11 protein-coding genes and 2 pseudogenes are annotated in these 10833 nt (G+C 62.2%); 10 read left to right on the forward strand and 3 right to left on the reverse strand.

Features of this window, described 5'->3' with window-relative positions; translation table 11 throughout:
* Positions 1-460 precede the first annotated feature (460 nt).
* From NKJ40_RS31090 to NKJ40_RS31130, 9 genes are all read left to right on the forward strand, one after another.
* A complete protein-coding gene (locus NKJ40_RS31090) occupies positions 461-1060 on the forward strand; it encodes a sulfotransferase family protein (RefSeq protein WP_352469304.1) in 600 nt (199 codons plus the stop codon).
* Between the two features lie 1284 nt (positions 1061-2344).
* On the forward strand, positions 2345-2956 hold the full coding sequence (locus NKJ40_RS31095) for a cupin domain-containing protein (RefSeq protein WP_023679230.1): 612 nt from the start codon (positions 2345-2347) through the stop codon (positions 2954-2956).
* A 116-nt stretch (positions 2957-3072) separates the two neighbouring features.
* On the forward strand, positions 3073-4011 hold the full coding sequence (locus tag NKJ40_RS31100) for an ABC transporter substrate-binding protein (protein ID WP_352469305.1): 939 nt from the start codon (positions 3073-3075) through the stop codon (positions 4009-4011).
* A 74-nt stretch (positions 4012-4085) separates the two neighbouring features.
* Positions 4086-4883, forward strand: a complete 798-nt coding sequence (locus tag NKJ40_RS31105) for an ATP-binding cassette domain-containing protein (RefSeq protein ID WP_023721835.1) — start codon at positions 4086-4088, stop codon at positions 4881-4883.
* Entirely contained in the window at positions 4880-5884 is a 1005-nt protein-coding gene (locus NKJ40_RS31110; protein ID WP_352469306.1) for an ABC transporter permease, read from the forward strand. Before NKJ40_RS31105 ends, NKJ40_RS31110 begins: the two co-directional genes overlap by 4 nt.
* Positions 5885-5888: 4 nt before the next feature.
* On the forward strand, positions 5889-6977 hold the full coding sequence (locus NKJ40_RS31115; RefSeq protein ID WP_352469307.1) for a phosphotriesterase family protein: 1089 nt from the start codon (positions 5889-5891) through the stop codon (positions 6975-6977).
* A gap of 27 nt (positions 6978-7004) precedes the next feature.
* On the forward strand, positions 7005-7775 hold the full coding sequence (locus NKJ40_RS31120; protein ID WP_352469308.1) for a glutamine amidotransferase: 771 nt from the start codon (positions 7005-7007) through the stop codon (positions 7773-7775).
* 3 nt (positions 7776-7778) lie between these two features.
* Positions 7779-8687 carry a ribokinase gene (locus NKJ40_RS31125; protein ID WP_352469309.1) on the forward strand — a complete coding sequence of 303 codons (909 nt, stop codon included), beginning with the start codon at positions 7779-7781 and terminating at the stop codon, positions 8685-8687.
* The gene (locus NKJ40_RS31130) at positions 8684-9514 is read left to right on the forward strand and encodes a BtpA/SgcQ family protein (protein WP_352469310.1); all 831 of its coding nucleotides are present in this window, start codon (positions 8684-8686) and stop codon (positions 9512-9514) included. Before NKJ40_RS31125 ends, NKJ40_RS31130 begins: the two co-directional genes overlap by 4 nt.
* A gap of 44 nt (positions 9515-9558) precedes the next feature.
* Here the strand turns inward: NKJ40_RS31130 and NKJ40_RS31135 are convergent, their stop codons facing one another.
* Both NKJ40_RS31135 and NKJ40_RS31140 read right to left on the reverse strand, forming a co-directional pair.
* Entirely contained in the window at positions 9559-9945 is a 387-nt protein-coding gene (locus tag NKJ40_RS31135) for a type II toxin-antitoxin system VapC family toxin (protein WP_352469311.1), read from the reverse strand.
* Positions 9942-10187 carry a type II toxin-antitoxin system Phd/YefM family antitoxin gene (locus NKJ40_RS31140; protein WP_352469312.1) on the reverse strand — a complete coding sequence of 82 codons (246 nt, stop codon included), beginning with the start codon at positions 10185-10187 and terminating at the stop codon, positions 9942-9944. Before NKJ40_RS31140 ends, NKJ40_RS31135 begins: the two co-directional genes overlap by 4 nt.
* Before the next feature lie 394 nt (positions 10188-10581).
* Between NKJ40_RS31140 and NKJ40_RS31145 the strand changes: the two are divergent.
* Positions 10582-10715: pseudogene (locus NKJ40_RS31145) on the forward strand (transposase); the annotation flags it as partial.
* Here NKJ40_RS31145 and NKJ40_RS31150 read toward each other — a convergent pair.
* Positions 10708-10833, reverse strand: a pseudogene (locus tag NKJ40_RS31150) (S-(hydroxymethyl)glutathione synthase); the annotation flags it as partial. The pseudogenes NKJ40_RS31145 and NKJ40_RS31150 sit on opposite strands and share 8 nt — an antisense overlap.

A 10833-nucleotide genomic window follows, 5' to 3' on the forward strand; every position in this document is an offset into this window, starting at 1 on the left:
GTTGTGGACGCTCTTTCCATACCCAATGTTACGCAATTTGATAGCCGGATTCGTGCGCAACGTCTGCTTTCTGGCAGTCCCTAATTGCGCTTAAAATGTCCGACTTAGGCGCCGAGCCGCCGTTGGCACTTCAATGCTGCCAGTGGGCCGGGAGCTGACAGGCAGCGTCTGGGCTGTGCAACGAGAATGCGGACACACGACCACCTAGTGCCCGAGGCCGAAATTGGCCCGAAGCGACCCTTGTCGGGGCTATGATGCTGGAAACGAAGGCTGCCGCCTAGCTCCTGCGGCTCGATCGCTATCGACGCCGTAACCGGCCGGCCCGCTATGTAGCCTTCGGGCAGAGCGAGTTCGGCGCATCGCTCGATATGCTGATTTGGTCTCTCAGGGTGAGCGCCAGGACCATCCTCCCTTCCCAACCTCTGCAATCTATGATCCGCTCCCGCCACAGGAGGATCGCATGGCATTATCTGTTATCGGGGCTGGGTTCGGCCGCACCGGCACGCACACTCTGAACTTGGCGCTTGAAATGCTCGGGTTCGGGCCGTGCCATCACATGGAGGACGTCAACTCTAACCCCGAGCACCGCGACCTGATCCGCGCCGCCGGGCGCGGCGAGCCGGTGGATTGGGACGTCGTCTATGTCGGTTACAAGTCGGCAGTCGACTGGCCGACGGCCCATTTCTGCCGCGAACTCGCCGAGTATTTCCCCGACGCCAAGCTCATCCTCACCGTTCGCAACCCCGAGGACTGGTACAGGAGCGCACGCGCCACGATCTTCAACACCATGGGCGAGACCTCCGACCCGCAAAGTTTTGGCCGGGCTGTCATAGAGACGAAAATTTTCGGCGGTCGTCTCGACGACGAAACCCATGCTATCGAAGTGCTCAACGCCCACAACGCCGAAGTGATCTCGGCTTTCCCGCCGTCGCGCCTGCTGGTCTATCAGGTGGAGGAAGGCTGGCCGAACCTGTGCGCCTTTCTCGGCGTGCCGATCCCGGCCGAACCCTTCCCCCACAGCAACACCACTACCGAATTCCGAAGCCGCTTCGCCAAATAGGCCCCGCACCGAGTTCGAGGCCGCAGCCCGGGTAACGCGCGTAGCAGCCTGTCCACGCCCGCTCCGATGCTTGTAACCAATAGAAGCGGGTGCACCAGCAAGGGGAGGGTGGCCGCTGTTGGGCGCGAAGGTACCATTGCGGCAAGCCGCTCGGATGTCCGCTTCTGGACGGCGGCCATGATAAGTTCAATGGCCAACTTGTGGGCGCAGAGCAGACGGTCGGCTTTCAAACCCGGAGCGACAAGAGCGGACCTTTGGTCGGTGCAAGTGTCGTCCTGACGTGACCAATGCGATCGTTCAGTTGCGAGCGTCGCTTGTTGGAGATGCATTAGTCGGTCGGAGGCCAATGGTATTTTCAATGGAACGCTAATATACAGGGAAACCCCAACGAGCAGCGCCTGCCAGATACTTGAGGAATGCCATGCGAAGGCTCATCTTCACGGCAATGTGTATCGCCGCCGCAACAGCCGCCAGCGCCCATGATTGGTACGAAGACAAGATTGACCCGCAGACCAAATTCAAGTGCTGCGGTGGTTCTGATTGCCGCGCCGTACCTCGGTCTTCGGTGCGGTCCAGGGTAGACGGTGGTTACACTTATTTGCCGCATAATTTCACCATCCCACGAGACCGTGTACAGGAATCCCCGGACGGGCAATACCATATCTGCGAAAATAAATATGTTGTAACCAACCAGCTGTATTGGCGTTGCTTCTTCGCACCTCGTGTCGATGTGTCTATACTTCTAAAGCATTAACCGCGCATCGCGTTCGCAATTCACATCCGCAAGGTGCTAGTCCATTAATTCTGTTGGACTTTCTTCAAAATTATCGAAGCTCAAGCCGTGCGCGACTGCCCCAAGAATTCATTGAATACGTCGCGGCTACCGAGCCGGCGCGCCCTGGGCGTAACTCCAAGGGGCGCTGCCGCGGGTGACTTCTGGCGGACTTCGCAAATTCGGTGACAGTCCAGATTTTATCGTGTCGGCAGGGCCGTGGTTGTGTAGATTGGCTGCGTGGCCCGCCTTGCCCGCATTGTCGTTCCAAGTCCACTCGCCACGTGACGCAAACGCGGTAACGGCTGGCGATTTCGACCACGATGGACAGCCAAGCGATAGGGGATAACTGGCGCGGGATCATCAGCACGGTTCATGCGGGAGCGGCATTCGCCGGATGCGGTAGCTACGGCTGCAGTCTCGAATTTGACGCATCAGCACTTGCAAATCGTCGGCCGAGGTCTTTTGCTCGCGCGATAGTTGCCCTTGACCGTTGAATGGTTGGCGAACAGATGAACAAAATCGATCGACGGCGGCCAGAGTCAGAAACGGACGCCACGGTAAATGCCGCAAGACTTGGAACTCGGCTGCGCCTCGCCCGCCAGACACGCGGCATGACGCTGAAGACGCTGGCCGCGGCTGCGAATTGCTCGGAAAGCCTGCTGTCCAAGATCGAGAACGGCAAGGCTTCGCCGTCCCTGCCCATGCTTCACCGTCTGGTCGAGGTTCTCGACACAAACATCGGCTGGATGTTCGAGCAAGTCGATGACGACGAGGCGATCGTATTCCGGGCGGGCGCAAGGCCTTTGATTGCGCTCGACGCGCTACGGCGTGGCGAAGGAATTTCGCTCGAACGCATCATTCCGTATTCGCCTGGCCACCTTCTACAATGCAACATCCATCACATCGAGGCAGAGGGCTCGAGCGAAGGTCCGATCCAGCATGCCGGCGAGGAAGTCGGCTATGTGCTCGCCGGCCGGATCGAGTTGATCGTCGACGGCAAGAGCCATGCTCTCGCCACGGGTGATGCCTTCGTGTTCAGATCGGAGTTGCCGCATCATTACCGCAACATCGGCGAGGAACGCGCCAGCATCTTCTGGGTCAACACGCCGGCGACTTTCTGAGCGACGCTCTGCGTTCATTTGGATTGACAAATATTCAAGTCTCTTGAATGCTTGCCTCGTGCCTGTAGCACCAACGGGACCAGCCGAGGTCTGGTCCGCAAGCAAGGGGAACCGAAATGCGTCTGTTCAAACTTCTCGCCGGCTGTGCCGCCGCCATTGCCATGGGCTCGACAGCCATGGGATCGGCGCTTGCCGATACGTTCGCTCTCGTCAACATCAACCAGCAGGCCCTGTTCTTCAACCAGATCAACGAGGGCGCGCAAAAGGCAGCCGACGCCGCCGGCGCCAAGCTGGTCATTTTTAACGCCAACAATGTGCCGAGCGCGCAGAACGACGCGATCGAGAACTACATCACGCAGAAAGTCGACGGCATCATTCTGGTCGCCATCGACGTCAACGGCGTCAAGCCTGCGATCACCGCGGCCAAGGCGGCCGGCATTCCCGTCATAGCCATCGACGCGCAGATCCCCGACGGCGACAATATTTCGTTCATCGGCGTCGACAACACCAAGGCCGGCGAGGATATCGGCAAATTCTACGCCGACTATGTCAAGACCGAGATGGGCGGCAAGGCCAAGATCGGTATCGTCGGCGCACTCAATTCATTCATCCAGAATCAGCGGCTCGACGGCTTCAAGAAGGCGGTGACCGAAAGCGGTCAGGCCGTCACCTTCCTCGACACGGTCGACGGCCAGAACGTTCAGGAGACCGCGTTGAGCGCTTCGGAAAACCTGATGACCGCCAATCCCGACATGAACTCGCTCTATGCGACCGGCGAGCCGGCCTTGCTCGGCGCAGTTTCGGCTGTGACCAGCCAGGGCCGCACCGGCGACGTCAAGGTGTTCGGCTGGGATCTGACCAAGCAGGCCGTTCAGGGCATCGACGACGGCTGGGTGGTCGCGGTCGTGCAGCAGGATCCGGCCGGCGAAGGCAAGGCCGCGATCGAAGCGCTGGGCAAGCTCAAGAAGGGTGAGAAAATCGACCCGATCATCAATATCCCGGTGACGATCGTGACCAAGAAGAATGTCGACGAATACCGCTCGATGTTCAAGTAAACTGCGTCGGCGACCGAGCCGCGGCGCCGCCTGAGGCTGCGCTGCGGATCCCTTGCAATCGCGTGGAATCCCAGATGAGCAGTGGCCAGACCTATCGGGTGCGGATGAGCGGCATCTCAAAGCGCTACAACGCCATCCAGACGCTCGATGATGTGTCGCTGACGCTGAAGCCGGGCGAGGTGCTGGGCCTGGTCGGCGACAATGGCGCGGGCAAGTCGACATTGAGCAAGGTGCTGTCGGGGGCTGTGGTTCCCGACGCCGGCACCATCGAGATCGACGGCAAGCCGGTGATCTTCAGCTCGCCGGCGGACGCACGTGCGGCGCGCGTCGAGATGGTCTACCAGGACCTGTCGCTCTGCGACACGGTCGATGTCGCCGGCAATCTGTTTCTCGGCCGCGAGCCGCGCCGCCGCATCGCAGGCATTTCCTTTCTCGACAAGAAGCGCATGCATGACGAGACGCGCCAGATGCTCGATCGGCTCGGCATCGTCATTGCCGACACGCGGCTCAAGGTCGAAAACCTCTCCGGCGGGCAGCGCCAGTCGATCGCAATCGGCCGCGCCGCCTCGTTCGAGCCGGCCGTGCTGATCATGGACGAGCCGACGGCAGCGCTTGCCGTGGCCGAAGTCGAGGCCGTGCTCGAACTGATCCGCGCGGTCAGTGCGCGCGGTGTCAGCGTCATCCTGATCACCCACCGGCTGCAGGATCTGTTCCTCGTCTGCGATCGCATCCAGGTCATGTATGAAGGGCGCAATGTCGCCGAGCGGCTGATCGGCGAGACCAATATCGAAGACGTGGTCAATCTGATCGTCGGCCGCAAGTTCAGTGCGCGTTCCGCCACCAATGGCTATCGCGGTGGAGCGCCGGCATGAGCGACGCGATCCATGCCGCCCAGCCCTCACGGGTGCGCAGGGGCACCTGGCGCGATGCGCTGCTCGCCAATGGCAGCGTCTTCTCGATCGCGCTGTTCTTTCTGGTCGTCTGCATCATCTTCTCGGTTGCGACCGACGCCTTTCTGACATCGCCCAATCTGTTGAACATCCTGCGGCAGTCGGCGCCGCTGCTGATCGTCGCCGCGGCAATGACTTTCGTCATCACCACTGGCGGCATCGATCTTTCGGTCGGCTCCGTGCTGGCGCTTGTGGCGACGCTGTCGGCGACGCTTTTGCAGTTTGGCCTGCCGTGGCCAGTCGTTATCCTCGCCATGTTGGCGCTCGGTGCCCTGCTTGGGGCAGTACAGGGCTATTTCATTGCCTATGAGGGCATCCCGTCCTTCATCGTCACGCTTGCCGGGCTTTCGGTGATCCGTGGCGTGGCGCTGCTGATCACCGGCGGCTATTCCATCCCCATCGAGCCAGGAAGCGCTTTCACCGTGCTGGGCCGCGCCTGGTTCCTTGGCGTGCCGGTGCCGGCGCTGATCGCGCTGGCGATCCTGGCCATCGCCTATCTCGCCTTCAACGAGACGCCATTCGGCCGCTATGTCACCGGCATTGGCGCCAACGCTGAGGCGGTGCGGCGCGCCGGCGTCAACACGCGGCAGACGACGCTCTTCGTCTATGTGATTTCCGCCACCGCGGCAGCCCTTGCCGGGATCATCATTGCTGCCCGGCTTGGATCGGGATCTTCGAATGCCGGACAGGGTTTCGAACTGGAAGTCATCGCCGCCGTCGTGCTCGGCGGCACCAGCCTGTTCGGCGGCCGTGGAACGATCATTGGCACGGTGCTCGGCGCGCTGACCGTGGCCGTCATCGGCAACGGCCTGATCCTGGCGCATCTGTCGCCTTTCCTGACGCCGATTGTCACCGGAACGATCATCCTGATCGCCATCTGGCTGAACTTCCGCCTGTTCCGCGGCGCCGTGCGGAGCCGTTGAGCCGATGAGCGGTCTGTTCGATGACGCAGTGCCCGACCAGCGGCTGGCGATCGGGGTCGATACTGGCCATGTGATGACCGTGCTCGGCCCGGTTCCGGTCGACGACATGGGCATCACGCTGATGCACGAGCACATCTTGCTCGATGGCTCGCGCAGCTGGAAATGCCCCTGCCATCCCGATGACATGGCGATCGCCGAGCAGCCGGTGAACATCGAGATCATCGGCGAGTTGCGCATGAACCCTTACGTCAACCGCGACAACGTTTCGCTCGACGACGCCGACCTGGCGCTGTCGGAGCTGCAGCGCTATCGCGCGCTGGGCGGCCACACCGTCGTCGATGCCACCAATATCGGCATCGGCCGCGACCCCGAAAAGCTCGCCCGCGTCAGCCGCATGTCCGGCCTGAAGATCGTCATGGGCACCGGCTTCTATCTCGAGCACACCCATCCCGAATGGCTGAAGGAGATGGATGTCGACGCCGTTACCGAGTTCATCGTCAACGACGTCGGCGGCGGCGAGACGCAGCCGCCGATCATGGCCGGGCTGATCGGCGAGGTCGGCGTCAGCAAGGATTTCACCACCGAGGAGCGCAAGTCGCTGCGCGCTTCGGCGCGCGCCTCGCGCATCACCGGCGTGCCGCTGTCGATCCATCTGCCGGGCTGGGAGCGGCTGGCGCACGAAGTGCTCGATATCGTCGAGGCCGAGGGCGCCGATCTTCGTCATACCGTACTCTGCCACATGAACCCGAGCCACGGCGATCCCGATTACCAGAAAAGCCTCGCCCGGCGCGGCGCGTTCCTCGAATACGACATGATCGGCATGGACTATTATTACGCCGACCAGGACGCGCAATCGCCCTCCGACGAGGAGAATGCACGCGCCATCGCGAACCTTGTCGAGGCAGGTTTCGGCGACCGCCTGCTGTTGTCGCAGGATGTGTTCCTCAAGATCATGCTGACGCGCTTCGGCGGCTTCGGCTATGGCTATATCCTGAAGCATTTCATACCGCGCCTGAAACGCCACGGCGTCGAGCAGGCGGCCATCGACCGCATGCTGATCGCCAATCCGAAAAGCGTATTCGCGCGGCTCTAAGCGGCCTGGAGTTACACGGGAGTTCAAATGTCCAAGAAGAAGATCCTGCTTGCCGGCGAATCCTGGGTGTCGACCGCGACCCATATCAAGGGTTTCGACCAGTTTCCGACCGTCACCTACCACACCGGCGCGGACGAGTTGCTGGGCGCGCTGAAGGCGACCGACTTCGACGTCACCTTCATGCCGGCACATGAGGCGCAGCGCGGGTTTCCTCAGACGATGGAGGCGCTGTCTGTCTATGACGCGGTCGTGCTCTCCGACATTGGCGCCAACACGCTGCTGCTGCATCCCGACACCTGGGTCCACTCGAAGCCCACGCCGAACCGCCTGCGCCTGCTGCGCGATTACGTCAGCGGCGGCGGTGGTCTATTGATGTTCGGCGGCTACTACAGCTTCCAGGGCATCAATGGGGGCGCGCGCTACCGCAAGACCCCGGTCGAGGACGTGCTGCCGGTGAATTGCCTGGCCTACGACGACCGCGTCGAGGTTCCCGAAGGTTTTGCGCCCGTGCCGAAACCAGGGTCGAGCCATCCCATCCTCAGGGGCCTCGGCTCGGACTGGCCGATCCTGCTCGGTTTTAACGAGGTGACGCTGAAGGACGGGGCCGAGGTCCTGGCCAGCGTGTCGTCGGATTGTGGCTCGCTGCCGCTGCTTGTCACCGGCCATTACGGCAAGGGCCGCACCGTGGCCTGGACATCCGATGTCGGGCCGCATTGGCTGCCGCCGCAATTCATCGCTTGGCCAGGCTACAAGACCCTGTTCGAACAGATGCTGGGCTGGGCGACCGGTGAGAGCTGAGCCATGCATGTCCACGTTGTCGGCAATGCCTGCGTCGATACCGTGTTTCGCGTCGGCCGCTTCCCTGCCGCGGGCGAGACTTTGAATGCCGTGAGCTATGCCGACGGGCTCGGCGGCAAGGGCGCCAACCAGGCGGTCGCAGCAGCACGGACTGGTGCAGAGGTGACGTTCTGGACGGCGGTCGGCAAGGACCCCGCTGGCGCATGGATCAGGAGCCGCCTCGACAGCGAGCTGTCCGACCTTGAGGTGAGCGAATTCGAGCTGCCGAGCGACCGCTCGACCATCGTCGTCGATCGAGGCGGAGAGAATTTCATCGTCAGCGGCGTCGCCTGCAGCGAAGCCTTCGACCCGGTTGCGCAGACAGCACTTGTCCGCTGGATCGCGCCCGGCGACATCCTCGTCTGCCAGGGAAATTTGCGGGCTGCCGTGACCAATGCCTGCCTCGGGGCAGCAAGGGAAAACGGCGCGCGCACCGTTCTCAACGCCAGCCCGATCGATGCGATTTCGCTGCCCGATCTCGGCCTGGCGGAGGTTTTGGTGGTCAACCAATCCGAGGCGAAAACCCTGACCGGCCGGGATGATATGACAGCAGCCGCCGGCGCGCTGGTAGCCAAAGGCGCAGGCACCGTCGTCATCACGCTCGGTGCCGCAGGCTGTCTCGTGCTTGGCCCGGGCCATGAAAAGCCGCTTCGTTTGCCGGCGCCGCAGATCAAGGCGCTCGACACCAGCGGCGCCGGCGATGTGTTCTGCGGCTGCCTCGCCGGCGGGCTTGCGCGGGGCATGCCGGTCACCTCGGCGCTGGAGCTTGCGCTCGCGGCCGCCGCAATCGCCGTGACACGGCCGGGCACGCTGGCATCCTGTCCTTCCGCCTCCGAGATGGCGGTGCTCATCGATCAAATGGAGCTCTCATGACCCAGATCGGCCAATCCGGCGGCGACGCGCTTCTAGACCTTTTCGGCCGCACCAAGGTGGTGATCGGCGTCGTTCACCTGGCGCCGCTGCCCGGCGCGCCGCGCTATGGCGGCGAGGCCGTGGAAGTGATCTACCAGCGCGGGCTCGATGACGCCAAAGCCTATCTCGAAGGCGGCTGCGACGGCGTCATCGTCGAGAACCATGGCGACATCCCCTTCGCCAAGCCTGACGATATCGGGCCGGAGACGGCGGCCTATATGGCGGTCGTCTCCGACCGCATCCGCCGCGAGCTCGGCAGGCCGATCGGCATCAATGTGCTGGCCAATGCCGCGATCCCGGCCTTGGCGATCGCCAGCGCTGCCGGCGCCGGTTTCGTCCGCGTCAATCAATGGGCGAACGCCTATGTCGCCAATGAGGGCTTTGTCGAAGGCGAGTCGGGCCGCGCGGCGCGCTACCGCGCCAGGCTGCGCGCCAACGGCATCCGCATTTTCGCCGATGCCCATGTCAAGCACGGCGCACATGCCATCGTCGCCGACCGTCCGGTGGAGGAACTGGTCAAGGACCTGGTCTTCTTCGACGCCGACGCCATCATCGCCACCGGCCAGCGCACCGGCCACGCCGCGGATTTGGGCTACATAAGCATGATCAAGCAGGCCGCCGGCCTGCCGACGCTGGTCGGAAGCGGTGTCACGGCGGACAACGCCAACGATATCCTCGCCATTGTCGACGGGGTCATCATCGCCAGCGCGCTGAAGCACGACGGCGTCTGGTGGAACCAAGTCGACTCTGCTCGAGTAAAGGCGTTCATGGGTGGTCTGAAGCGATAGCTGACTTCAACCGCCTAGCCCACCGAGGGCTCGGGTCACCTCCATCAGAGACGACGGACAGGCCCAGGATACTGCGCGACCAGATCGTCGACGGTCAGCAATGTAATGCCTTCCACAATCGATTGAGCAATCAGGATCCGATCGAAGGGGTCCTTGTGGATGGGTGGAAGCCCCTCCACCGCAATGGCATGCTCGCCGGTGATTGGCAGCTCATGATAGCCATTGTCTATCAGGCCCCGACGTAAAAGACGCGTATCGACCCTAAAGTCAGAGCGGCCCAAACTGCATTTGATGGCAATCTCCCAGAGACTTGCAGCGCTGAAGGTCAGGTGGTTGTCGACATTCTCGATCTCAGCAAGGGCGGCGGGCGGGAGCTTTCCGGGCTCGCCCGCCGCCCAGAGCAGAAGATGGGTATCGAGCAGAAGTTTCATGCGTCGCCGCCAAACTGCTTCTCGATTTCCTCATCGGCCATGCGATCAAAATCGTCCGGAACTGAAAACTGCCCGGCCATAAACCCCAAGCGACGCATTTCGCCGGCCGCAGGTGCGTCTATGGCAACGACCTTGACCATCGGCTTGCCGGATTTGGCGATAATGAAAGATTCGCCCTTGGCCGCCCTGTCGATAAGACGAGACAGATGCGTCTTGGCTTCGTGGATATTGACGGTGCGCATTGCGGGCCTCGTGACTTAGTCTATAAAACTTAGTCCTAGTTGGGCCCGATCTTCAAGTGTGTATCTCTCGGCGAATAGGATGGGGCGGATCCAATTGCCCATGTCCTCGACCAAAAGCCGTGGCAGATCTTCGTGCAGCCCGCCTGGGCGGAGGCCAATGCTTGTGTGAATCGCTCGCGCGCTCGTGAGCACCACCAGCTTCTTCTGCTCCACAGGGCGGCATTAGCGCCCGGATGTCGAAGCCTGGGGGTGATGATGTTGGGCAGATGGGACAGAACAAGGGAGATCTCAATGGTGAGAACTCGTATCAGCTGAGCGCGCTTGGGCACCTCGGCGCAATCGAGGCGATTGAAATAGGGCAATGCCTGCAAACTAGGGGCTCGAGGCCTACGCTCTCGGCGCCCGTATCGGCATCACGGCCGTCCTCCACACATGGGCTCCGCGATGACCCACCATCCGCACGTGCACATGATCGTGCGGGGCGATGTCGCCCGGCACGATCATGATAGTCGAGCGGCTACTAGGCCGGCAACGCGCCCGACTTCTTCGCGGTCCAGGTGGCGATAAAATCCATCAGGCCGGGATTGAGGCAATCGTAGGGTTCGAGCCCGATCGACTTCAGCTGTGACCGGATGCCGTCCATGCG

The sequence above is a fragment of the Mesorhizobium sp. M0119 genome (assembly GCF_040322615.1).
Taxonomy (GTDB): Bacteria; Pseudomonadota; Alphaproteobacteria; order Rhizobiales; family Rhizobiaceae; genus Mesorhizobium.

Coding starts and splice junctions, on each gene's coding strand:
- NKJ40_RS31090 (WP_352469304.1), top strand. CDS start 461: ATGGCATTATCTGTTATCGGGGCTGGGTTCGGCCGCACCGGCACGCAC.
- NKJ40_RS31095 (WP_023679230.1), top strand. CDS start 2,345: ATGAACAAAATCGATCGACGGCGGCCAGAGTCAGAAACGGACGCCACG.
- NKJ40_RS31100 (WP_352469305.1), top strand. CDS start 3,073: ATGCGTCTGTTCAAACTTCTCGCCGGCTGTGCCGCCGCCATTGCCATG.
- NKJ40_RS31105 (WP_023721835.1), top strand. CDS start 4,086: ATGAGCAGTGGCCAGACCTATCGGGTGCGGATGAGCGGCATCTCAAAG.
- NKJ40_RS31110 (WP_352469306.1), top strand. CDS start 4,880: ATGAGCGACGCGATCCATGCCGCCCAGCCCTCACGGGTGCGCAGGGGC.
- NKJ40_RS31115 (WP_352469307.1), top strand. CDS start 5,889: ATGAGCGGTCTGTTCGATGACGCAGTGCCCGACCAGCGGCTGGCGATC.
- NKJ40_RS31120 (WP_352469308.1), top strand. CDS start 7,005: ATGTCCAAGAAGAAGATCCTGCTTGCCGGCGAATCCTGGGTGTCGACC.
- NKJ40_RS31125 (WP_352469309.1), top strand. CDS start 7,779: ATGCATGTCCACGTTGTCGGCAATGCCTGCGTCGATACCGTGTTTCGC.
- NKJ40_RS31130 (WP_352469310.1), top strand. CDS start 8,684: ATGACCCAGATCGGCCAATCCGGCGGCGACGCGCTTCTAGACCTTTTC.
- NKJ40_RS31135 (WP_352469311.1), bottom strand. CDS start 9,945: ATGAAACTTCTGCTCGATACCCATCTTCTGCTCTGGGCGGCGGGCGAG.
- NKJ40_RS31140 (WP_352469312.1), bottom strand. CDS start 10,187: ATGCGCACCGTCAATATCCACGAAGCCAAGACGCATCTGTCTCGTCTT.